The sequence below is a fragment of the Halolactibacillus alkaliphilus genome, assembly GCF_900115465.1.
GTDB classification, from domain to species: domain Bacteria; phylum Bacillota; class Bacilli; order Bacillales; family Amphibacillaceae; genus Halolactibacillus; species Halolactibacillus alkaliphilus.
Genome location: NZ_FOWN01000011.1, coordinates 16,158 through 40,754, shown reverse-complemented (window position 1 = coordinate 40,754; position 24,597 = coordinate 16,158). Strand labels below are relative to the sequence as shown.

Below are 24,597 nucleotides of genomic sequence, written 5' to 3'. Positions count from 1 at the left end.
CGCTAGACGAAACGTCTAGCTCCACCTCCTTTTCTACTCTAACCATTGATCAACTAATTTATGACCTAGTTCTTGATGGGGACTCGATTCTACGACACCTATGATTAAATCATAGGGTAAACGGTAGCCAAGGGCTTGGATAAAGGGTGATTGACTTCTAAGTGGCACTAAATATAAATGCTGTTCATCAATGCGGTCATCTATCGTCATATAAGGTGTGACGTCTTCAAGAACACGCTCCTCATACTTATCAAGTGGCACTAAATAATATGGATCTAGCATTAATTGTTCTAGCCCTTCATCAACAATGACTACGTCCGCTTGTCTATCAATCATTTCAATCGTCAAACGGTCATGCGAAGGTAAAAACATATTCACACGTACACGTGTCCCTTCAGGTAAATCATTTGATAAAAAATCAGCAATATACTCTTCTATGTCTTCACTTATATTTGTTGGGACACTTGAAATAAAACTCACGTTAAAAACATCTTCGCTATGATGATTGGCCTCACTGTTATAACACCCTGTCATTATTAATAACAATCCAACTATACTACTGACTAATAAGCGGCTATGTTTCATCTTCTACACCATCAAACGTACAATAAAGGGCTGCAGGTACCAAATAAACAACGTATAGATGATGAAACAAAAAACGATAAAAGGTAGCTGGGCCTTTTTTTTTGTTGCGCTGCTTTAAATTTTTATATACTTTAAAAGGAAACACACTAAGTGCAACACCTAATAGTAAGTGCAGAAGATGTCGATCTGGTTGATTAAAGTAAAATTGTAAAACGAGCACGTAGATAACTACAACGATTATCTGGGCGACATTTGGCTTCATGTTGTCACTTCCTTTACTAAATTCACTTTTATCCTATCATAATTTGAAGCGCTTTCATCTGATTTTACTATATGATTCACTGTAAAAACTATAGATTATGTGATTTTCTATAGTTTTTTCACCAAAACCTATAGAACCTCCCCTTAATTTAAAGCGCTTTCTTTTGTAAGATGAACGTAATCGATTATCTAACGTTATAGACAATAGCTAATTAAAGGAGTGAACAGACGATGAAACAGTCGAAACAGACGCGACAGCAAGTCATTCATTACTCGGTTGGAACCGGACGTTTAGGCCTTGCTTTACAAGAGGAGTACATGCGTCATTTAGAACAAGTACAACAGGAGATCGGATTTACATATATTCGTGGTCACGGGTTATTCCATGAAGATATTGGCATTTACCAAGAACATAAGACAAGAAGCGGTTGCAAACCTTTTTATAACTTTACATATATCGACCGCATTTTTGATAGATTCTTGGAGATAAAGATTAAACCTTTTCTCGAATTGGGTTTTATGCCCAAGTCGCTAAGCTCCAGTGATGAGACCGTTTTCTACTGGGAAGGTAACATCACCCCACCTAAAGAGATGAGTCAATGGTGTCAATTAGTTGATGCGACGATTCGCCACTTTATTGATCGGTACGGTCTTTTAGAAGTTAGGACATGGCCAATAGAAGTGTGGAACGAACCAAACTTAACAAATTTCTGGAAAGATAAAGACCAACAAGCTTACTTCGAACTCTATCACCAAACAGTACTTTGTATTAAACGGATTGACTCAAAACTAATGGTTGGTGGACCTGCTATTTGTGGGGGCTCAGATCACTGGGTAGATGACTTTTTAACCTATGTAAAAAAACATGATGTCCCACTCGATTTCTTTACCCGTCATGCCTACACATCAAAGCCACCAAAGGTCACATTTGACTATTATTATCAAGACTTAGAGCCACCTCAAGATATGCTCAATCAACTCGAGTCAGTTAGAAACCGAATTGACCAACAAGGCTTTAGCCATTTACCATTTTATATTACCGAGTTTAACACGTCCTATTCACCGATTAACCCCGTTCACGATACACTTGTTAATGCAAGTTATTTAGCTGGCGTACTAGCTAAAGCACCTCAATATGTTGACGGTTTTAGCTACTGGACTTTTAGTGATGTTTTTGAAGAGTTTGGTGTACCTAAAGCACTCTTTCATGGTGGTTTTGGGATGATGGCTTTTCACGGTATTAGAAAGCCTACTTATCACTTATATCGTTTTTTTAAACAACTAGGGGAGACGATTTTAGCTCAAGATGACAACATGTTAGTAACAAAAACAGAAGACGGGCGCATAACTTGTCTCTTATGGCACTATACAGACGAAAAAGGGGAGGTAGATCATTTAACCAAAACAGTCACTTTAAAAGAAGCACAAACAGATTACTTTATCCAACATGAACGGTTGACCGAGACAGCCGGGAACCCTTGGCGTACATGGCAACAACTTGGCCGTCCTCGCTTCCCGTCAAAACAGCAGATTGATCTCATTAAAAAAACAGATACCCCTTGTATTGAGACTGAACAAATCCATGGGCCATCGCTATCTGTCACACTTAGTAAGAACGAAGTTCGCTTACTCACAATTGTACCTATAACAGATAATACCGATAGCTATCCAGGTTTAGACGACCGTCTCATTACTTCATATTAACCAATAGCAAGTTAATAACTACAAAACTTATTATATAAGGAGCATTCATATGACTACAGGCGCCTACTATACAGATCGTTACACAAATCGCTTGCTTGACTTAGGTATCACTCAAGCAGCCATCAATGAAAAGATTATAGATACGTGGGAAAGATTATTCACTGACAAAGACCCCGACTTACAAATTTATTTTGAGACAGCTGACGGGATGGGTTATGTTGTTGATACCGGCAACAACGATGTTCGTACGGAAGGGCAGTCTTATGGCATGATGATGGCCGTTCAAATGAATAATCAAAACGTTTTTGATCGTATTTGGCATTGGACCAAGACGCATATGTATATGGAACAAGGTATACACGCAGGTTATTTTGCTTGGTCATGTCAATTGAATGGGACAAAAAATGCTTATGGACCAGCTCCGGACGGCGAAGAATATTTTGCGATGAGTTTATTTTTTGCCTCACACCGCTTCGGCGATCGTGAAGCACCGTTTAATTATAGTGAACAAGCAAAAGCCATTCTGCGCCGCTGTCTAACAAAAGGTACAACAAATGATGGGCACACAATGTGGGACTTAGACAACCATCTGATTAAGTTTGTACCAGAAGTCGATTTTAGTGACCCTTCCTATCACTTACCACATTTCTACGAACTATTTGGTGAGTGGGCAAATGAAGAAGACCGTTCCTTTTGGAAGGAAGCAGCGAAGCGGAGTCGGGAGTATATTGACCTAGCCGCACACCCTATCACCGGACTTTCGCCAGAGTATGCCTTTTATGACGGGACACCTAACCATATCCGTGGTTTTGGTGATTTCTTTAGTGATTCCTATCGTGTCAGCACCAATATTGCCTTGGATGCAGAATGGTTTAATGACCAAAAAACACCCGTAGAGGTGATTGATCGTCTACAGCTTTTTTTTAAAGATATCCCAATGACAGATTATCGTCGCTACAAAGTCGATGGGACGCCTTTTGAAGAACCGGCATTACACCCGGTCGGCTTATTCGCAACGCTAGCCGCTGGTGGTTTAGCGCGTAATACAGACCTGGCAAATAAATATGTGACAAGTTTCTTCGAAATGCCTTTGAGACAAGGTGATCGTCGTTACTATGATAACTGTTTATATTTCTTTAGTCTGCTTGCTTTAGCTGGACAATTTAATATATATTTTCCGAAAAACACTTAATTAACTGGAGGTAACAACATGAAAATTCAAAACCCTATTTTAACTGGTTTTAACCCTGATCCTAGTATTTGCCGCAGTGGTGAAGATTACTACATTGCAACATCAACATTTGAATGGTTCCCCGGTGTCAGCATTCATCACTCAAAAGACTTAAAGCATTGGGAACTCGTTTCTCGTCCTTTAAATCGTACTTCTTTGCTTGATATGAAAGGAAATCCAAATTCCGGAGGGGTATGGGCACCTCAGTTATCCTACCACGACGGTAAGTTCTGGCTTATCTATTCTGATATTAAAGTAACAGATGGACAGTGGAAAGATGCTCATAACTATCTAACAACATGTGACACAATTGATGGCGAGTGGTCCGAACCGATTTATATGAATTCATCTGGTTTTGATCCATCACTGTTCCATAACCCTAAGGACGGAAAGAAGTATTTCGTGAACATGGTATGGGATCCTAGAGAAGGTCACCATAATTTTTATGGTATCGTACTCCAAGAGTATGATCACAATCAAGAAAAGCTTGTTGGCGATAAAAAAATTATTTTTGAAGGAACGGACGTAAAGTTAACCGAAGCCCCTCACCTTTATTTTATCGATGATTATTACTACCTATTAACAGCTGAAGGCGGAACTAAATTTGATCACCAGGCAACAATCGCCCGCTCGAAAAATATTGATGGGCCATATGAGGTTCATCCAGAAAATCCGCTTATTTCATCTTTTGGCCACCCGCGGATTCTCTTACAAAAAGCAGGTCATGGCTCACTTGTTAAAACACATACCGATGAATGGTTCTTTGTTCATTTAACTGGTCGTGTGCTTCCAAAAGAGAACGAGCCATTACTCGACCCACGTGGGTTTTGCCCTCTTGGAAGAGAGACAGCCATCCAACGAATCGAATGGCACGATAACTGGCCGTACATCGTTGGTGGTAACTACCCACAAGACAAAATCGATGGACCAGCTATCAAGGAACAACCATTGGCTAAAGCTGCGGAGATAGTGGATTTTGATGAATCAATATTGCCTCTTGATTTTCAATCATTGCGCATCCCGTTAGGTGAAGATATTTTATCTTTAAGTGAGCGCCCAGGGTACTTACGCTTAAAAGGTCGCGAGTCCCTTACATCACTCTTTACGCAAGCACTTATTGCTAGACGTTGGCAAGACTTTACTTTTGAAGCAGAAACAAAAGTAGAATTTAATCCGGTCACGTTCCAGCAACAAGCCGGGCTTGTGAATTACTACAATACCGATAACTGGACATATTTAAATATCACTCATCATGAAGAGAAAGGCCGTATTCTTGACTTAATGGTCTTAGATAATCTCAGCTTTAGTCAACCAATAAAAGGTGAAGAAATTGTCTTAGGTAATTCTGAAGCGGTATATTTACGCGTGAACGTTGAGGTAAATGACTATTACTATAGTTATAGTCTCGATGGCGAAACGTTCAAAAGAATTGGCCCAACATTTAAATCATATAAACTTTCAGATGATTATATCCGTGGTGGTGGGTTCTTTACTGGAGCGTTTGTAGGTATGTGTGTACAAGATAACTCTGGTCAACGCCTACATGCAGATTTTGATTATTTTAGATATTCTAATTAAGGATCTCACACAAAGAAACACCGCCTTTGTGTTGAATCATACCCCAAATGGAAACAGCCGAAGGCTATAAGCCTTCGGCTGTTTCTGTTAGTTTATTTATTCACAGTGATTTTCTGTCGATATTTTGAGGGGGTGTCACCGACAATCTTTTCAAACTGGGTCACAAAATAATCGGAGCTTCCAAATCCAACCGCTTCTGCTACTTCGTATACTTTTAAATCCGTTTGACGCAAGCAGCGTTTTGCTTCTTCAATGCGCACTTGAAGTAAATAATCTTTAAAATAGATACCATATGTTTTTTTGAAAAGCTGCCCTAAATAAACGGGGTTCATATAAAATTGATTTGCTAAACGTTTCAAAGTCAAATTCTCATCAAAATGCCGATCAATGTAGCGTTTAACTTTATAAATTTCACCATTATACTTAGCTTTATTTAAAGCTGCTAACTGCTTTGCGCGAATGATTAAGAACTGTTGCAAGGACTCAATAAGTCCATTTAGCGTATAAGAATCATCAACATTATCTAAAAAGTGAGGTTCAGTCGAAGTGGCACTATCCATTGCTTTTTTAAATCGTTGCTCAATAGCCTGATCAATTTGATATAAAAATAGCTGGACTTGCTTAATCATAATACCTTCTTGTTGTATCGCTACTTTTAGCCGATGAAGTGTCGTCGTTATTTTCTCGGGGCTATTCTCTTCGACATATTCTATCAAGTCGATGAATAATCGTGGATCTAGTTCGTTTTTTTCGTTCAAGCGCTGCTCAATGTCTCTGGTCATAAGAAGGGGGGCATCATCTTCTCTAATATAGCGATGTTCTTTTAACTGCTTTGCCACATGATAAGACTTTTTAATCCCTTCCATTCCCTTTGCTTTATTACCGATATAAATAAAAACCTCATGGCCTATGACTGTTTCAATCATATTTTTGAAATGATCGAAAAACCACGTCAGCTCGTTATCATTTTTCGGTAAGTAGCTTTGTTCTAAAATTAGGCCATATCCCTCTCGATCAATTGGATGGATAAAGAGTTGGTCTGCCCCCACAAAGTGCGTAATCGCATGCTGGATTTGTTCATCAATCGACGTGCTTGTCGATTGTTCTCGAATATCAATCATTACATATCGCAATTCAGCCTCAGGTGAGTTTAATAATGTACTTGATTCTTCTTTGGTTGGCTCGTGGTGTTCAAGAATGATACGTTTAAAAATGCGGTGATTAATAAAGGCTTGATTTGTCTGGATTTCCATACGCTCTTCATAAATTTCTCGCGATAACTTATTTAAAGTTTCTTCAATTTCTTTTTTATTGACAGGCTTTAAAATAAAATCAACAACACCAAGCCGAACCGCTTGTTGGGCATACTGAAAATCATCATAGCCACTAATCAATACAAATTTCGGTTGATGCTTCGCATGTTTTTTTACTTGCTTGATTAACTCAATACCATCAAAGACAGGCATCCGTATATCGGTGAATACAACTTCAGGCTCTTCTTTTAATATAAGCGCTAGTGCATCCTCCCCATTATCAGCCTCACCAACAACACGATAATCAATCGACTTCCAATCAATCAAAGCCAGCATACCCTTCCTAACAAAGTGTTCATCATCCACAATGATTAGCTTATGCATCGTATAACCCCCATCCTTTTTGTAAGCGTTACCAATTTATTCTTTAAAAAAGAGACTTTTCTCCTCGTCTCGATAGTCTTTAGTACCATTAGTTTAGTCGATATACAAAGTAACGTCAATCCTTTCTCAATAATTCCATTAAAAACGCCGCATCTCCTTTAGTTTCACTGGGATAAATCTTTACTTTTTACAACGATTCCTATACCTTTTCAGTCCCATACTCGGGGTACATTCTGTACACTAGAGTTACACCAGTAACCAAGGGGGATGATGATGTACTCTGTTCAAACGATTTTAACTTATTTAAAACAAGACTTTTCCCTTCCCGAAGATACAGTTGATACGTTATTACACGGTGAAAATCACCATATAGTTACTGGCATTGCTGTCATGTTTATGCCAACTATAGCGGCACTCAAAAAAGCCGCGACACTAAACTGTAACTTAATTCTAGCACATGAGGGCTTATTTTTTAATCACTCAGAAAAAAAATACGCATTAGATACTGTGCATAAAGAAAAAGAGGCTTTCTTAAACAACTTATCCCTAAATATCTTTCGCTTACACGACTTAATTCATATGTATACACCAGATATGATTACAGCCGGGTTAACGGATGTACTCTTTCCACATCCAAATCAACTGACAGTGCACCCCACCTATACAGTGGTAGAGCTGGTCCAGGAAGAAACTCTCGGTACAATTCGGCAGCATGTTAAACAGACACTATCTCTTCCTGTCTGTCGCTATGTTGGAGAAGACAATCATCTTGTTAAACGAATTGGTATCTTTGTTGGTTACCGCGGCAATGGAGAACATGTGATTCCTAAGATTGTTCATGATCAACTGGATCTTGTTATTTATGGTGAAGGTTTTGAATGGGAAACACCGGAGTATTCCCGTGATTCATCATTTACTTCGCGCTCAACAAGTGGCATCGTTCTAGGTCACTATGAATCAGAAGCGCCCGGGATGAAATTGTTTACCGCTAAAATTTCCGCCGCTTTTGACGATTTAAAAGTTCACTACATAGATTCCTCTTCACCGTTTTCATATGATTAACATTATATGCTTAAAAGTTGCTGTTGATTAATGTAATACTAAAAGCCATTCTTTCTCTACACGAGAAAGAATGGCTTTTATCTTATTTTTACGTATTGATATATTTAATAATCCGAATCTGCTTTTCCACCAGACACGATTTCTTTACCACTACTTGCACCAATACGCGTAGCACCTGCTTCAATCATTGCTAAAGCCCCCGCACGGTCACGTACACCGCCACTTGCTTTGACCCCAATATCAGGTCCAACTGTTTGACGCATCAGTTTAATATCTTCTACTGTTGCCCCACCTGTTGAGAAGCCTGTTGATGTTTTAACATAATCAGCACCAGCAGCTACCGCAAAGTCACATGCTTTTACTTTCTCAGCATCGGTTAAGAGGCTTGTTTCAATAATCACTTTAACTAACGCTTTACCTTTTGCTGCTTCAACGACGTGACGAATATCTGCTTCGACCAAATCATCCTGTCCATCTTTAAGTGCACCGATATTTATGACCATATCAATTTCTGTTGCACCTTTTTCAATGGCATCTTTCGTTTCAAATGCTTTTACTTCTGATGTTGTTGCACCTAATGGGAAGCCAATGACTGTACAAACATCAACGTCTGAACCTTTTAATTCTTTCGCCGCCGTTTCTACCCATGCTGGATTCACACAAACCGAATAAAAATGATAGTCTTTTGCTTCTTTACATAATGTCATAATTTGTTCTTTTGTTGTATCAGCTTTTAAAGCTGTATGGTCAATATATTGCGCTAAATCTTTACTCATGTTTTTTTGCCTCCTCGTCACTGTATAAATCATTGGATAAGAATGCCCCTGGTAAAAGAGCATCTACTGTTGTTTGTAAAATATCGCCTTGTAAATTCGTTAAGATGACTGGCATTTTAGGTTCACAAAGTTCACTGATTACTTGTCGACAGACACCACAAGGTGATACTGGTCGATCTGTATCTGCAACAACCGTTAATGATTCAAATTGACGTTCACCATCGCTATACGCTGAAAAAAGGGCACTACGTTCCGCACAGTTACACGCTGAGTAAGCAGCATTTTCAATATTACACCCATGATATACTTTACCTGACGTTGTTTTTAAAGCCGCACCAACTTTAAATTTTGAATACGGGACGTACGCTTTATCTCTAGCCTTTTTTGCTTCTTGAATCAATGTTTGATTATCCATTAACATCTAGCTCCTTTATCCGCATTAACCCCCAAATATACTTGAATACGCAGCATTTTTTTACCTGCTTTACGTATCTAATTAAGCACTTACTTTACTTAAAATCATTTTAACAAATCGAAGGAAATCTTCACGGACTTTCTCTGTCGTTTCGATAACCTCTTCATGGTTAAGTGGTTGATCAAGAATTCCTGCGGCCATATTTGAAATACATGAAATACCTAAGACCTCTAGGCCTACATGACGAGCAACGATCACTTCTGGGACTGTTGACATACCGACAGCGTCGCCACCGACTGTTTGAAGTATTTTGATTTCCGCTGGTGTTTCATAAGTTGGACCTGTATTCCATACGTAAACACCTTCTTTTAGGTCTAATGATAGTTCTTTTGCAACATCTTTTGCAAGACGTTGTAAGTTTCTATCATAAGCTTGTGAAAGATCTGGGAAGCGAACACCTTGATCATTATCATTTGGTCCTATGAGTGGATTTTGTCCAGTATTATTAATATGGTCAGTGATCAGCATTAAGTTACCAGGCTCAAACGCTTCATTCACACCGCCGGCAGCATTTGTCACAAAGAGTTTTTCAACACCGAGTTGCTTCATTACTCTAACAGGGAAAGTCACCGCATCTAAACCGTAACCCTCATAAAAGTGGAAACGCCCTTGCATCGCGATGACACTTACACCTTCTAATTCACCAATGACAAGTTGCCCTGCATGGCCTTCAACGGTCGACACAGGAAATCCTGGAATCACATCATACTTAATCTTCACCGGTTGCTCTATCTCATCTGCTAACATACCCAGACCTGAACCTAAGATAAGGCCGACTTGTGGCTTTTCACTTAATTGTTTTTTAATAAATGCTGTTGCTTCTTGTAGTTGTGTTGTCATTTTTATCCTCCTTATAATTCTTCATAATACGTCTTTTATTATTTTATCTCATCTAAGAAACTCTTACCATACTGTGGCATATCAACTTTAAAGTTGTCAGCTACTGTTGCACCAATATCTGCAAAAGTTTGACGAATTGGTAAATGTTTACCTTCTTTAATGCCTTTATGATGCACAATAAGTGGGACATATTCGCGAGTATGGTCCGTTCCATGGTGGACAGGATCGTTACCATGGTCTGCCGTAATAATTAATAGATCATCATCGTTTAATTTTTCTAACACTTCTGGCAACCGCTTATCAAATGTTTCCAGCGCTTCACCATAACCTTGTGGATCACGGCGGTGACCGTATTTCGCATCAAAATCAACGAGGTTTAAGAAGTTAAGGCCATGAAAATCTTCATCCATGGATTGAATGAGTTTCTCCATCCCATCATCATTATCTTTTGTTCTAATCGACTGCGTAACACCCTCACCATCATAAATATCAGCAATCTTACCTAAAGCGACAACATCATAGCCGCCATCTTCTAAAGCATTCATCACGGTTCGACCAAAAGGCTTTAAGGCATAATCATGGCGATTAGACGTCCGCTCAAAAGCACCCGGTTCACCAGTAAATGGACGCGCAATAATTCGGCCAACCATATATTTATCGTTCATTGTCATTTTACGTGCCGTCTCACAAATAGCGTATAATTCATCAATCGGTACAACATCTTCATGCGCAGCAATTTGCAAAACGGAATCGGCTGATGTATAGACGATTAAATCCCCCGTCTTCATGTGCTCTTCTCCTAATTCAACGAGAATCTCCGTACCTGAGGCTGGTTTGTTACCAATGATACCACGACCTGTCTTTTCCTTGAGCTCATCTAATAAATCATCTGGAAATCCATCTGGGAATGTTTGAAACGGCTGATCAATATGGAGGCCCATTATTTCCCAATGACCTGTCATTGTATCTTTTCCGTTTGATGCTTCTGCCATTTTTGTGTAATGCGCCAATGGTTTGTCTGCTTTTTCTATCCCTTTAATTTCACGGATATTACTTAGACCTAACGCGCCCATTGTTGGCATATTTAAGCCCTTCATATGTTCAGCGATATGGCCAAGTGTATCTGACCCCACATCATCAAATTGCGCGGCATCTGGCGCTTCTCCAATACCGACTGAATCCATTACAACTAAGAATATTCTTTTGAACTGCTCTATCACATTCATTCATCCTTCCTATTATTTAATTTCATTTATTTGAACACAAAAACATATCAGTGGTGTTTAACCGGTGATAACACCGGTTAAACGACTGATATTATACTTAACTAAAAAAGGCTCGTAAATACTCGGCTACGACTCCACCGAAGTAGACACCGAACACACCGACCACAGCAGAAAATACGGGTGGTGCTGGTAAAGGTAACTTTAAAAATTTAAATAAAATCCCTACAAGCATGCCTGCGATTAGCGCTAGAAAGAGTTCTTTCATGATTGATCTCCTTATCTTTAATGTATTTATCATTTTCATTCACCATCGTTATCTCTAGTTTATCTGGTTACAATTCTGGTTTTTACGAAACATCATTATTCAGTAATGACGTCATAAATTAATACACCCGCTTTTGGTTTTTCATCGCTTATACGATAGGCTTGTCGAACTTTATCTTCAACTTCTTGTGTGTTTTCTGTATTAGCATGGAGCGTAACTAACGACGCGCCTTTTTCTACGTAATCGCCAACTTTTTTATTTAATACCAAACCAACAGCAAGGTCAATTTCTGATTCTTTCGTCATCCGACCAGCACCAAGCATACCTGCCCCGATACCAACTTCATCGGCAATGATTTCTTGAACGTAGCCCGCTTGATCTGCTACAATTTCTTTTACTATACTTGCTTGTGGTAAAAGGCTTGGGTCATCAATCACATCGGGATTACCACCTTGACCAGCAACAAACACCTTAAAAGTTTCTAACGCATGTCCAGAAGTGATAGCGTCTTCTAGCATAGTTCTAGCTGCATCAATCGACGCTGCTTTTTTAGCTAAATACACCATATGGCTACCGAGTGTCAAGCATAACTCTGTTAAGTCTTCTGGTCCTTGACCTTTCAACGTATCAATCGCTTCTTTTACTTCTAATGCATTCCCAACCGCAAAACCAAGCGGTTGAGTCATATCAGAAATAACACCAATTGTTTGTCTACCGGCACCATTACCAATGGCTACCATTGCTTTAGCAAGTGCTTTAGCATCATCTAAGTTCTCCATAAAGGCACCTGAACCTGTCTTAACATCTAATACAATCGCATCCGCACCTGAGGCAATCTTTTTACTCATAATTGAGCTTGCAATTAAAGGAATAGAATTAACTGTCGCCGTTACATCGCGTAAGGCGTAGAGTTTTTTATCCGCAGGTGTTAAGTTGCCACTTTGACCTACTACTGCTACTTTATTTTTATTGACAAGATCATTAAATGTCTTTCCATCTAACTCCACCTGAAATCCTTCAAATGATTCTAGTTTATCAATCGTACCACCTGTGTGACCCAGTCCACGGCCAGACATTTTAGCAACAGGTACACCAACACTTGCGACAAGCGGGGCTAAAATTAATGTCGTTGTATCACCAACACCACCTGTTGAATGCTTGTCTACTTTAATTCCTTCGATACCTGTTAAGTCAATAGTATCTCCACTATCCACCATCGCCATCGTTAAGTTCACGCGTTCTTCTGTTGTCATTTCTTGAAAATACAAAGCCATTGCCATTGCTGACATTTGATAATCTGGAATCTCACCTTTGGTATATCCTTCAATCATAAAGTTGATCTCTTCTTTAGTTAAAGCTTCACCATCTCGTTTTTTGGCAATTAAGTCTACCATACGCATCGTTTCATCCATCCTTTCTATTCCTTACATTTTCTGTTTTACAACTTTTACACGAGCATTGTTTAACGCTTTATATATAGTGTGCTAGGAGAGTGTAAGTCCGTATTAAAGGTATACCCTGATTATCACCTGTTTTATCATAAAACAAGCAAAACGTTTTAATACAAACTTATTTATATATTTTATTTTTCTCTTTTTTTCTGATAGGACGTCCAACCTCTCGGTTGCCTTATGAAATCCCTTACAAAATACTTACATCTCCATTATATAAGTAAGACGTCCAACAAGTCAATAATTAATTATCCGTTCTTTCATCCTTTTGATTAATACTTTTTGCATTGCCACACGTTATTATCTCGAAATCAAGACTTATTGATTGCATTTTCCGGTGGAACATTTTACATTAGAGGCGATCACAGATTATTTTAAGGAGCGATGACTATGTCTATGCACGATTATCGTATCAACAACAAAAACGGATTAGAGTTCGGCATTTATACATTGGGCGATCATTTAATGAACCCCGAGACTGGTAAAAAAATTTCTGCAAAGCAGCGTCTTAAGGAAATCATTGAACTAGCAAAATTAAGCGATGAAGCGGGTCTAGATTTTTTCAGCGTCGGTGAAAGCCATCAAGAAGGCTTTGTTACTCAAGCACATACCACTGTTTTATCTGCTATAAGCCAAGTAACCAAACAGATTAAACTCGGATCATCAGCAACTATCATTTCCACATCAGATCCTGTTCGCGTATATGAAGACTTTGCGACAATTGACTTAATCTCAAATAACCGCGTAGAAATTATCGCAGGGCGTGCTTCAAGAATAGGTCTTTTTGAGTTACTTGGATATGACGTCAGTGATTATGAAGGTTTATTCGAAGAAAAATTTGCTTTACTCAACCAAATTAACAACGAAGCCTATGTTACATTTGAAGGGCAGTATCGACCAAAACTCCATCATGCACATGTGCTCCCACGTTCGGAAAATCCCTTACCGATTTGGCGAGCTGTAGGTGGCACATCGGCAAGTGCCATTAAAGCAGCACGTCACGGGGTTCCTATGCATTTAGCGATGCTTGGCGGCCCAGTTTCAACCTTCAAATCAGTTATTCAGACTTACCGCGAGACACTTCACCAATCTGGGTTTGACCCTACCCATTATCCTGTTGGTACTGCTGGGTTTTTCCATGTCGCAAAAACAACGACACAGGCTCAAAAAGAGATGTATTCCTACATTAATGAAGGAATGAAACGAACGAATGGACAAGGTTTTTCTAAGCAAGCTTTTGCACATGGCAAAGATAAGCATAACGTCATGAATATCGGCAGTGTAGAAGAAGTCATTGAAAAGTTACTCTATCAACATGATGTGTTTAAGCATCAACGTTATATAGGTCAAATGGATTTTGGTGGGGTTCCTTTCAATCAACTCATGCGAAACATTGACATAATTGGTGAGAAAATCCTCCCTAAAATACGTCAGTATACGCGCCCTAAGGAGGAAAATTAATATGCACGTTGTGATTCTTTCCGGCTCAACAGTTGGATCAAAAACCAAAACAGCTATGTCCGTCATTGAGGCTAAGTTGCGCAACCAGTATGACCACTTGATTGTTGACATGATAGATTTAAAAGATTATCAGCTCGTCTTTAGTGACGGACGGCATTATTTAGATTATGATGGCGATACGGTGTATGTAACAGAAAAAATCATGCAGGCAGACCTTATTTTTATTGGTACACCTATATTTCAAGCATCTATCCCAGGAACACTTAAAAATATTTTCGATTTACTGCCAACACATGCTTTTAAAGAAAAAGTCGTGGGGCTTGTGGTCACCGCAGGTTCACAAAAGCACTATCTCGTTGTTGAACAACAACTTAAACCAATTCTTAGTTATATGAAAGCCATTGTGTCTAGTCAATACGTATTTATCGAAGAGCGCGACTTCCACTTCCAAACCATTGTGAATGATGATGTCCAATTCCGGCTCCAAGCATTGGTAGAAGACACACTCTTACTCAAAGACTCATATAATGAGATGCGGCAAAAATTAGAGGCTAAGTACGACTTTTAATAGCCTACATAAAGATACCATCAACACTATACGTTGATGGCATCTTTAGATTGATGGAGGACCATCCTCTGACGTCCAACCAATTGACTTATACTATACCATGCGTTTTCTAAACACATTAAAACTTACTTGATCCGATCGGAAGAAATTCAGTGAGTAAAGGATAGGATGATCATCTAAATCGTAATGTATTTGTTTTAAAACGAGCAAAGGTATATCACGGTCACAGTCTAATATTTTCGATATCTCTTGATGGTAACCAATCGTGTTAATATCAGCTTTTGCGTAACTAATTATAATCCCCGCATCACGTTGTAATGCATCAAAAATTGATTCGCCTCTAATTTCAAAATCATTTGATAGCTTATGTTCAGGCATTTTGTCAATACAATAAACAAGTGGCTCACCATCAGCTTTACGCAAGCGCTTAACCAAGTAAACACGTTCGTCTTCATTAAGCTCTAATTCTTCACGATCATCACTGTGTGGTTCGGCATAACCTGTCGATAACCACTCTGTACTGGGCTCTTTTCCTTCTCGCTTAATCATATCCGTAATACTAAATAATTCCTCTAAACCGCCTTTAAATTGTGGTTTTCGATTAACAAACGTACCCACACCATGCTTTCTTAAAATGATATTTTCCTCTTCTAATATACGTAACGCTTCTCGCAATGTATTACGAGACACACGTAATTGTTTTGAAAATTCCATTTCAGAAGGCAATCTTTCTCCTGGTTCTAGTTCACCACTTTGAATTTTTTCTTTAATCTGTTCAATCACGAGAAGATAGCGCGGGGTTTGGTAGTTATACTCCATAAAAGTGCCTCCTTTTCTGTCAATTTAATTACACTCTTATTGATGGCGCTTTCACGGCATCACCACTTTAATTATAGCACGAACCTTCTGTTAACAGAACAACAGATTTTACTACTTTGTGATTATTCATTCTAAGACTTTCAGCCAGTCTTTTTGAAATCCACCCTTATACATATTGACTTTCACTCCTCATCACCTTACGATGAAATAAGCTAATGAAATGGGGGAACTACGATGATGAAACACCTAACTTACATATTAATTATTTTCGGTTTACTGCTAACTGCCTGCAACAAAGATACCGATACCGTTGATGAATCTATTGACGAAATAGCAGATGAACACACAGAGACACCATCGGATAATGAATCAACCAACAGCGATGAAAGCGACACATCCAATGAGACATCCACCGGTAATAACAGTGTAACTGAGGACAGTAACGATTCACATGACGAAACTGAAGATGACACTTCAGATCAACCCACTTCAGAAGAAGGTGGCCGTTATTCTTCAGATGATGCCGTTCGTTTAGTAAAAGAGTATTTAGAAGCTGAAGGGCTCTACATGGAAATGAATTACCTTTTCGATGGGACTGATGACAATGGTCACTACAGAATTCAAGTCTTTGAAGTCGTTGATAACGGTGAAGGAGCTACCCACACCGCAACATATGGTTGGTACCTCGTTGATCCAGAAACAGGCGCTATCACTGATTTATTTAATTGACAACTGGTGTTTTTATACATTCCGATAATTTTTGAAAAAGCCACAAGATACAGATTAAAATGGCCCCTAAAGAATGGACACACTAAAAAGTCTCCATCTTTAGGGTCCATTTTAGAGTGCCCTCTGCCTTGTGGCTTTTTTTGTTTAGTAGAGCGCTATCATTGTTTTTGTCATGGCAACCTCATCAATAACGTTAACTGTCTCAAAATCAAATGGCGCGGCCATAATAGCTAACGCATGAAATAATGCCTCTTCCTCTGCCACTTCGCCCTTGATGAGCACATCTACTGTTGAACCATCTTCCTGTATATCGATGATTTCAATTCCCTCAAATACGTTCCGATAACCTTGTGGCCCTTTAAAATTAACCGTCTTCTCAACAGCTGCTTTAAATGTCGCTAACTGGAGTGTGACCATATCACGCATTGGACGAAAGATGGGCCCGTCAAGTCCTTCTAATAACGCCTCGTCTGTCACTTGAACCACTCCAGTAACATCTAAAGATTCAACAGGAAGCGATTCTATAAAGCCAACTTGACCATAATCAATCCCACTTTCTCCATCAACCACGAAATTAAACGTGGCGATATTGTACAAGGCACCCAGTTGCTTGAACATGTGATCTAATATCATATGTTCGGTTGAAGCAAGCGAGACAAATGGTTGTGGCCCAGTAAATTTAAGTGTCGCTTCACCGCCTGATATCTCCACCGCATCTAGCTGACTAAACGCGTTGGTCGTTGTTTGGTCACTTTCAGTTAAACTTATCATCAATGCGGATTCATTGTCTAAAACCTCTTCTTTAGTCATTAAAGCTATCAGCATCATCTCATCGTCGTCACTAAAAACATAGGTGACCACGGGTATTACTGTGTCGTAACTAACTTCTGTATAGAGCGGGTCATCATTGCTACTGTCTTCACCTGTTTCTTCATCCATTGATCCGCCGTCCTCAGGTTCTTCAATCGCCTCATCTGGTCGTGTATCTGTCGCAGGGTCATCTGTATCTTCTGTCGTATTACATGCAACAAGTGTTATCAGTAACATCAGACATGCTATCCCTAGCTTTCTCATTTATAAGCCCCCCTTTTTAAATGAATACGATATACTCCATATTCTACTTATACTTTTCCCTTTTTCTAAATGACATACACCGGTATAAGGAGGGAATATTGACACATTTCTTCAAAGTACGTACTACCGGAAATAAGCCTATAGTTTTAGGTGGACATGATTCAGGAAAGTAATGCCTCCGCTATAGTTAAATGTCTTATACAAAATTGCATAATCTTAGAAGCATTAATTCATTGAAAGACCCCGCCTAAAAACTAACTAAGAGCTATTTATATTGCCATATCTACGGCTTTAGCTTTAATAATCGCATACTATTAAGAGACACTAATAAAGTGGCTCCAATATCAGATATAATAGCAAGCCACAACGTCAGCCAACCTGGGATCACTAGCATAAGAGCCAATAGCTTAATTAACAGTGAAAAGGTCACATTTGCTTTTATGATGCGCAAAGTTTTTCTGCTTAAACGAACAGTAAAAGGTAAAGTGGTTAAGTCATCAGCCATAAGAGCAAGATCGGCTGTTTCAAGGGCGGTATCTGTTCCTTTAGCCCCCATAGCAATCCCTACACTAGCTTTCGCCATGGCAGGCGCATCATTAACACCATCACCTACCATCGCCACATAGTGATAATCCTTTACTAGCTGATCAATAACCGTCAATTTATCTTCAGGTAATAATTCAGACCGTACCTGATCAATACCTAGCTGTGAAGCAATATCTTCTGCAGCTCGGTGATTATCCCCTGTTAACATAATCGTATCTTTTATACCTAAGTTGTGTAGATGTCGCAAAGTTTCTTTTGCCGTGTCTCTTATTTCATCAGCTATCGCAAGATAGGCCAGGGGTTGAGAATCTTTCGTCACAACGACAACTGTCTTGCCTTTTGATTCCAATGTATGAATCGCCGTCTTAATCTCAGGCGTTAAAGCTGATAGAACATTTTTAGGACTTTGAACAGCACACGGGATGCCGTTTTGCTTTCCTTGAATACCGCGACCGGGTAAAGACATAATCTCTGTCATCTCTGTCATACCCGTCTTACTGAGCGTATACTCAGAGGCTTTCGTTGTAAGTGCTTTGGCTAACGGATGCGTTGAGTCCTTCTCCAATCCATAAATAAGCGTCATAACATCAATTTCTGATACACTTTGGTCTATAAGGTGAACATCCGTCACAAACGGCTCACCTTTGGTTAATGTGCCTGTTTTATCAAAGGCCATTACTTTGATTCTACCGAGCGTTTCTAAATGCACACCACCTTTAATTAATACACCTTGTTTTGCGGCATTTCCAATCGCTGAAACGATAGAAATAGGTGTTGAAACAACAAGAGCACATGGACAACCGACAATTAATATAGCAAGTCCTTGATAAAACCATAAAGAAACGTCTTGACTAAAAAACAATGGCGGCACAATCATCACCAATAAACTAATGAGCATAATAATCGGTGTATATACTCTGGCAAAACCGTCAATAAAGCGCTCAGCTGGCGCTTTTTCCGCTTGTGCTTCTTCTACTAAATGAATGATTTTTTGTAACGTTGTATCCTCGACGCGCTTTGTGACACTTACTAACAATAACCCATCTGTATTTAGCGTCCCAGCATAAACATCATCACCCACAGACTTTTCTTCTGGAAGACTTTCACCCGTAATAGCTGCTTGGTTAATCAAGGATTGCCCTTCAATAATCACGCCATCCATCGCAAGTTTTTCTCCTGGTTTAACGACCATCACATCACCGATATTAATCGCATCGACGTCGAACATTTCATCCCCATCTACTCGCCTAATCTGTGCCTTAGATGGTGCCATATCAATCAAAGAGGCTATGGATTTACGGGCGCGGTCCATAGAATATCCTTCAAGTAATTCACTTACACGAAACAACATAACGACAATACCCACTTCTAGCCATTCACCAATTAATACCCCTCCGAAGACGGCCACCGTCATTAATGTGCGCATATCAAAAACAAAGCGCCTCAAGTTTTTAATCCCTACTTTAAATAATTGGAAACCTAAAACAGCACTCGAAATGACAACTAATAAAGCCGTCATTGGATGACTATGACCACTCATTACACTCGACACAATACCTAACAATAGAAATATGAGACCAAATAGCTCCGTTTCATATTGCTTAAACCACGGGACCACTTCTTTTTCATCAGCAGAAACCTGATCTTTTCTCGTTCCATCCACTGTGAGCTTAAGCCCTTCAAATTCCCCTGCTTTTTCTAATGCCTGAAGCGACGTATGACCAGTGACCGTAATTTTCGATGCACCAAAATTAACACGTGCATCGATCACACCAGGTAAATCCTTAACATTATTCTCGAAAGTCTTGGCACAACTGGCACAAGAAAAACCTTTGACACGGTATGTGTGATTTTCCATTTGATCAGCTGTCTTCACGTTTTTCTACCTCTTTCTGATGTACTAAACCAATCGTAATGAGCGTCTTAACATGATCGTCATCTAACTGATAATAGACTTGTTTGCCTTCTTTAGAACTTTTTGCGAGCCCCAGTTTTTTTAGGTGTCTTAAATGGTGTGAGGCTGTGGCTGTTGATGAGCCAATGATATGAGCAACATCACATACACACAGTTTAGCTTCTTGCGTCAAGGCATAGGCTATTTTTAGTCGCGTCTCATCACATAGTGCTTTAAACATTTCACTCACCGCTAATATATTCTCACTCTCTACCATTTCCTTTACCCGATATACTTTATCTTCATTAAAAACAGCTACATCACAGATCTCTTTTGTTTTTTCAGTCATCGTTACACTCCTTATTCAAACGTTCATTTGATTAATGTCATTTTAATCTTCATTTGAATGTTTGTCAATGGCTTGTTAGTCTATGTTAATCACGTGAAAAAGCGACTACTATGTAAGTAGCCGCTTATCACTCTGTAACTATTGATACATGTGGTCTTGACTATTTTTCTCGTTACTTATGAAAAACAAGCACCGTACCACTCATCATTAATAACATAGCACCTGCAAGAAGGAGCAGGTAAATATTTGTTGCTGTACTCGGTAATTGATGTTCACCCATCTCTGATACTTCATTCATTGTCACATCTTCATTTGATGGGCTTTCGTTTTCTTCACCTGATGTATCACCTGTTGGGTCTTCGTCTTGACCTTCTTCACCTGGTGTATTACCTGTTGGGTCTTCACCTTGGCCTTCTTCACCTGGTGTATCACCTGTTAGATCTTCGTCTGGTGTATCTTGATCAAATGCCCCTGCGTTAAACACAGCGAATGTACTAAAATGATCAACGTCAACGACCACCATACCCTCACTATATGTTCCACCGACAAGCTCCCATGTCGCTGATTCAGGATTAAAATAGTATACACCGAGTGTTGAAGTATCTAAATCTTCAGTGTTCAGAGCAAAACGTAACGTCACAGGCATCGTAAATGTTGTTTTAGGTGCGCCATTTTCACTGATTGTAAAACTAACAATATCACTCAACGCAACGTCTTGGTGCGTCAATCCTGCAGCAGTGCTCGGTGATAATTCAATGATAATGTCACCATTTAAGTTATGAGACGATAACTCTACTTCAACCCCTAATTTTTTTATAATAATCGTGGCATCTTTTGCTTGTAATTGCTCAATTTGTTGAGAAGAAAGGGTCACCTTCGTCACTTTTTCATCTGTGATAACAATGACAAGCTTTTGGGTTTGTTCTACTTTGTCAACGTCATTATCTTCAACGCTAACGGTGTCATCTTCTCCTGGCGCTTCACTTGAAGCCTCCAATCCATATAGATACTCCCGTACTCCTGAAACTTCAAAACGTACATTGTCGATAATGATATCGTGCGCATCTTCTGGTACACCGGTAAGAGCACCTAATAAGAATTTAAGTCCAACAATATCATCTTTTGGTATTGTTATATCAAAGCTGTAAGATTGACGCTCTGGCGTCAATGCTACCTTCTCATTAAGATAACGGTGATAGCCTCCCGGTGCTCCATTATCAATTACAGCTTCGATCTCACGTGCCGTCGTTGCATAAGCATCAAATGAGATCGTATAATTTCCGCCTTCTTTGACTACTTTTTCTTCTTGTGATAGTGAAATATCCCAAGGATTCAAGCCAGCATGTTCGACTGTAATCTTCGCCATACCGTCTTCAACAGTAAATTGCGCTTGAGATGGATTATCACCATAGTTACCTTGATTATGTGTGGTCCAATCAGCAAAATCAGCGGCAAAGTCACCATTAGTCAATAGGAAGGCTTCTGCGCTTGACCCTTCTATTTCTAATAAGATATTATCTATTTTCACTTGATGCTCTGGAAGATTTGTAACCTCTTCAATAGCACCTAGTAAAAACTTAATATCTACGCTATCATCTTGAGGCATCGTAAATGTAAAACTAAATGTTTCTTCTTCTGGTGTGACTGTAACGATTTCTGATAAATAGCGATGATAGCTAATATTTTCAATAGAAACATCTATTTGACGTTCAATCGTTGACTGCGCATCAAATGATAACGTATAGGTTTGATTGCCTTTAAACTGCATAGCATTTTGCATCAACATCACATGCCAAGGCTCCCAGCCAGTCGCTTTAATATCGGCTACAAACATACCATTTTCGACACCTAGTGCTGCATCTGATGATGGCTCGTATAGACCATGGTTATGCACGTCAAAGTATTTTAGCCCCTCATTAAATTTCCCGTTACGCAACGGGAAACGATCCTCTAAAGTAAGGCGCGTATTATTATTGGTTAAGCGCACTAACACAATATTATCTAACACCACGTCTTGGTCATTGCCACCTAAGAAAAAGACAAGTTGACTGTTTAAATCTTCCGGCTGTGCCATAGTAAAATTCACGACATATTCAGAAAATTCATCAGCTAATGTGACAGGCTCTAACGCATACTCAACAGTACCATCTTCACTCATCAACCCTACTTGAATCTCACGACTTGCTTTGGCTTTAGCTTTAAAGCTTAATTTGTATTCATCTGTTGCTGTTAATTGAATACCTTTTTGTCTTAACGTTATCGCTTCTTTGTTATCACCACCATCGATGATTTCTGCTACAAATTGACGTATATCTGCCGGCACATAAGCATTGACTTCAGCATCATTCGTATCTACATGCCAATAAGTTAACCGGTCCATTGTCCCTTGGTCGAATGTGCCGTTATACACATGATTACCATTGGGTAGCGGACGTTTTGAATCATTTTCATTAAACGGGTCCACTGGAGACACTTCTTCTAATACAACATTACCAATCGAAACACCTTGTCCATTATTCCCAACATTGAATTCTAGACGTGCTGCTGCGTCTGTCTCGTGTTGCATTTGGAAGACCATTTCGTACCTGTTTGCCTCGGTCGTTAATGCGTAATCCGCATTTGGCGAATAAGCTGTCCATCCTCTCGCTTCGCCCCCACCAATTTTAACGTTTATTGAACGATTAGCTTCAGCCTTCGCATCAAAACTCAATTTATAATAGCGTCCTTTACCTAATGGGACGTTTTGAATGAGTTGGAGCGAATAGGTTTGGTTTCCTGGTTTTGAGATATCTATACGAGCAAATGTATCCTCGTTAATCGCCTCTGTACTAATCGAACCTTCTCCACCAAAATCACCTAAAGTTAAAAAATTCCAGTTTATCGCATCCCATTTATTTGCGACATCCTCATGCGTCATATGTTTTTGGAATCCTTTACTGTAAGTCATATCGTAGACATAGTTTCCGTCGATAGCTTCCTTTGCATCATCAGGTAGTTCTTCTGCTTCAAATGCAGGCTCTTCTGGTTCAGGATAACCTGATCTTTGGTACGCCCTTACGTACTCTACTTCAACAGCGCTAGGAAAGACGGTATCATCATTAGGTTTTCCTCCATACCAGCCACCTACTGCTAAATTTAATATCAAATAAAAGTCCTGATCAAATGGTGCTGGATAAGCAAATTTTGCTGGATTACTGCCATCTTTTGATGACCAATTGTTTAGCGTTTGATAAAGATGATCGTTCACATACCAACGAATCTCTCCTGGCTCCCATTCAACAGCATAGACATTCATATCAGTGATATCTTGTCCTTCTGGGAAGTAATAATCTTTTGCTGTATAAGTATTATTAGGCCACTGTGAACCGTAGTGAATAGCGCCACCAATTTTAGTTGGTGTACCACCGGCATTTTCCATAATATCAATTTCTCCAGAAGCTGCCCAACCACCGTAAATATCCTCTTCTGGCATCATCCAAAATGCAGGCCAAAAACCTTGTCCTTCAGGTAAAGACATTTTCGCTTCAAATCGACCATATGTCTGCTTAAACTTCCCTTTTGTATGAATCTTTCCTGACGTGTAATTGTATGTACCCTGGTCGTCAGATACTTCTTCTTCACGCGCTTCGAGTATAAGTTTACCGTCTTCAACTCGAACATTTTCTTTTTGATAAGATTGTAATTCTTCATTACCCCACCCGGAAATAAACGAACCATCCTCTTGATAAAAACCATTTCCTATATCATATGACCACTTTGATTTATCTAATGAATCTCCATCAAAATTATCTTCGAACGTAAGCTCCCATTCTGATGCCTCTACTTTTGTCATGGATGGAGATGGTGCAATAAATAAGAACATCATAAAGACCATAATCATTAAAGCTGCTGTTTTTTGTTTCATTTACGTTCCTCCTTAAGATTAGTAATACAGGTATTTAAAATGAAGCTTTTTATTTAGCAACACCTCCTTTGAAGTAACGAAAGTTTTCCAAATAAACGAGCGAAAATTACGAAAGCGCTTTCTTTTTTGGTTATAAGAAAAGAGACCTTTCGATCTCTTCTC

21 protein-coding genes are annotated in these 24,597 nt (G+C 39.3%); 7 read left to right on the top strand and 14 right to left on the bottom strand.

Features of this window, described 5'->3' with window-relative positions:
- Positions 1-33: 33 nt before the first annotated feature.
- Together BM163_RS06415 and BM163_RS06410 are read right to left on the bottom strand one after the other, a co-directional pair.
- Positions 34-585, bottom strand: a complete 552-nt coding sequence (locus BM163_RS06415; protein ID WP_089801356.1) for a hypothetical protein — start codon at positions 583-585, stop codon at positions 34-36.
- Complete coding sequence (locus BM163_RS06410) at positions 575-847, bottom strand: hypothetical protein (protein ID WP_089801354.1); 273 nt, start codon at positions 845-847, stop codon at positions 575-577. Before BM163_RS06410 ends, BM163_RS06415 begins: the two co-directional genes overlap by 11 nt.
- A 230-nt stretch (positions 848-1,077) precedes the next feature.
- Here BM163_RS06410 and BM163_RS06405 point away from each other — a divergent pair, with 230 nt between their 5' ends.
- The 3 genes from BM163_RS06405 to BM163_RS06395 are packed head-to-tail and all read left to right on the top strand — an operon-like array spanning position 1,078 to position 5,359.
- The gene (locus tag BM163_RS06405) at positions 1,078-2,550 is read left to right on the top strand and encodes a GH39 family glycosyl hydrolase (RefSeq protein WP_089801353.1); all 1,473 of its coding nucleotides are present in this window, start codon (positions 1,078-1,080) and stop codon (positions 2,548-2,550) included.
- Positions 2,551-2,599: 49 nt separating this feature from the next.
- On the top strand, positions 2,600-3,742 hold the full coding sequence (locus BM163_RS06400) for a family 8 glycosyl hydrolase (RefSeq protein WP_089801351.1): 1,143 nt from the start codon (positions 2,600-2,602) through the stop codon (positions 3,740-3,742).
- A gap of 18 nt (positions 3,743-3,760) precedes the next feature.
- Entirely contained in the window at positions 3,761-5,359 is a 1,599-nt protein-coding gene (locus BM163_RS06395; protein ID WP_089801349.1) for a glycoside hydrolase family 43 protein, read from the top strand.
- A 92-nt stretch (positions 5,360-5,451) separates the two neighbouring features.
- Here the strand turns inward: BM163_RS06395 and BM163_RS06390 are convergent, their stop codons facing one another.
- Complete coding sequence (locus BM163_RS06390) at positions 5,452-6,996, bottom strand: response regulator (RefSeq protein WP_089801346.1); 1,545 nt, start codon at positions 6,994-6,996, stop codon at positions 5,452-5,454.
- 273 nt (positions 6,997-7,269) lie between these two features.
- On the opposite strand from BM163_RS06390, the gene BM163_RS06385 reads away from it, so the two are divergent.
- Positions 7,270-8,058, top strand: coding sequence for a Nif3-like dinuclear metal center hexameric protein (locus BM163_RS06385; protein WP_170243638.1), 789 nt, complete (start codon positions 7,270-7,272; stop codon positions 8,056-8,058).
- Positions 8,059-8,162: 104 nt separating this feature from the next.
- Here BM163_RS06385 and deoC read toward each other — a convergent pair whose 3' ends face one another.
- The 6 genes from deoC to BM163_RS06355 all read right to left on the bottom strand — a co-directional run bounded on the left by deoC (position 8,163) and on the right by BM163_RS06355 (position 13,040).
- Positions 8,163-8,834 (bottom strand): deoxyribose-phosphate aldolase, encoded by a 672-nt coding sequence (deoC, locus tag BM163_RS06380; protein WP_089801342.1) that lies wholly within the window; start codon positions 8,832-8,834, stop codon positions 8,163-8,165.
- Positions 8,827-9,249 (bottom strand): cytidine deaminase, encoded by a 423-nt coding sequence (cdd, locus tag BM163_RS06375; RefSeq protein WP_089801341.1) that lies wholly within the window; start codon positions 9,247-9,249, stop codon positions 8,827-8,829. Before cdd ends, deoC begins: the two co-directional genes overlap by 8 nt.
- An 81-nt stretch (positions 9,250-9,330) precedes the next feature.
- Positions 9,331-10,149 (bottom strand): purine-nucleoside phosphorylase, encoded by an 819-nt coding sequence (locus tag BM163_RS06370; protein ID WP_089801339.1) that lies wholly within the window; start codon positions 10,147-10,149, stop codon positions 9,331-9,333.
- A 38-nt stretch (positions 10,150-10,187) separates the two neighbouring features.
- Positions 10,188-11,366 (bottom strand): phosphopentomutase, encoded by a 1,179-nt coding sequence (gene deoB, locus BM163_RS06365; protein WP_089801416.1) that lies wholly within the window; start codon positions 11,364-11,366, stop codon positions 10,188-10,190.
- Between the two features lie 106 nt (positions 11,367-11,472).
- Positions 11,473-11,640, bottom strand: a complete 168-nt coding sequence (locus BM163_RS06360) for a XapX domain-containing protein (protein WP_089801337.1) — start codon at positions 11,638-11,640, stop codon at positions 11,473-11,475.
- 95 nt (positions 11,641-11,735) lie between these two features.
- On the bottom strand, positions 11,736-13,040 hold the full coding sequence (locus BM163_RS06355) for a pyrimidine-nucleoside phosphorylase (protein WP_089801414.1): 1,305 nt from the start codon (positions 13,038-13,040) through the stop codon (positions 11,736-11,738).
- Between the two features lie 447 nt (positions 13,041-13,487).
- Between BM163_RS06355 and BM163_RS06350 the strand changes: the two genes are divergently transcribed.
- Positions 13,488-14,552 carry an LLM class flavin-dependent oxidoreductase gene (locus BM163_RS06350; RefSeq protein WP_089801412.1) on the top strand — a complete coding sequence of 355 codons (1,065 nt, stop codon included), beginning with the start codon at positions 13,488-13,490 and terminating at the stop codon, positions 14,550-14,552.
- 1 nt (position 14,553) lies between these two features.
- Positions 14,554-15,120 carry an NADPH-dependent FMN reductase gene (locus BM163_RS06345; protein ID WP_089801335.1) on the top strand — a complete coding sequence of 189 codons (567 nt, stop codon included), beginning with the start codon at positions 14,554-14,556 and terminating at the stop codon, positions 15,118-15,120.
- Positions 15,121-15,213: 93 nt separating this feature from the next.
- Here the strand turns inward: BM163_RS06345 and BM163_RS06340 are convergent, their stop codons facing one another.
- The gene (locus BM163_RS06340) at positions 15,214-15,939 is read right to left on the bottom strand and encodes a GntR family transcriptional regulator (RefSeq protein ID WP_089801332.1); all 726 of its coding nucleotides are present in this window, start codon (positions 15,937-15,939) and stop codon (positions 15,214-15,216) included.
- A gap of 234 nt (positions 15,940-16,173) precedes the next feature.
- Here BM163_RS06340 and BM163_RS06335 point away from each other — a divergent pair, with 234 nt between their 5' ends.
- Positions 16,174-16,668 (top strand): hypothetical protein, encoded by a 495-nt coding sequence (locus tag BM163_RS06335; RefSeq protein ID WP_089801330.1) that lies wholly within the window; start codon positions 16,174-16,176, stop codon positions 16,666-16,668.
- Positions 16,669-16,812: 144 nt separating this feature from the next.
- On the opposite strand, the gene BM163_RS06330 is transcribed toward BM163_RS06335, so the two are convergent.
- The 4 genes from BM163_RS06330 to BM163_RS06315 all read right to left on the bottom strand — a co-directional run bounded on the left by BM163_RS06330 (position 16,813) and on the right by BM163_RS06315 (position 24,435).
- Positions 16,813-17,742 (bottom strand): hypothetical protein, encoded by a 930-nt coding sequence (locus BM163_RS06330; protein WP_089801328.1) that lies wholly within the window; start codon positions 17,740-17,742, stop codon positions 16,813-16,815.
- Positions 17,743-18,025: 283 nt separating this feature from the next.
- Positions 18,026-20,146 (bottom strand): heavy metal translocating P-type ATPase, encoded by a 2,121-nt coding sequence (locus BM163_RS06325; RefSeq protein WP_089801410.1) that lies wholly within the window; start codon positions 20,144-20,146, stop codon positions 18,026-18,028.
- Positions 20,147-20,150: 4 nt separating this feature from the next.
- Positions 20,151-20,531, bottom strand: a complete 381-nt coding sequence (locus tag BM163_RS06320; RefSeq protein ID WP_089801326.1) for an ArsR/SmtB family transcription factor — start codon at positions 20,529-20,531, stop codon at positions 20,151-20,153.
- Between the two features lie 172 nt (positions 20,532-20,703).
- Positions 20,704-24,435 carry a carbohydrate binding domain-containing protein gene (locus tag BM163_RS06315; RefSeq protein ID WP_089801324.1) on the bottom strand — a complete coding sequence of 1,244 codons (3,732 nt, stop codon included), beginning with the start codon at positions 24,433-24,435 and terminating at the stop codon, positions 20,704-20,706.
- Positions 24,436-24,597 lie beyond the last annotated feature (162 nt).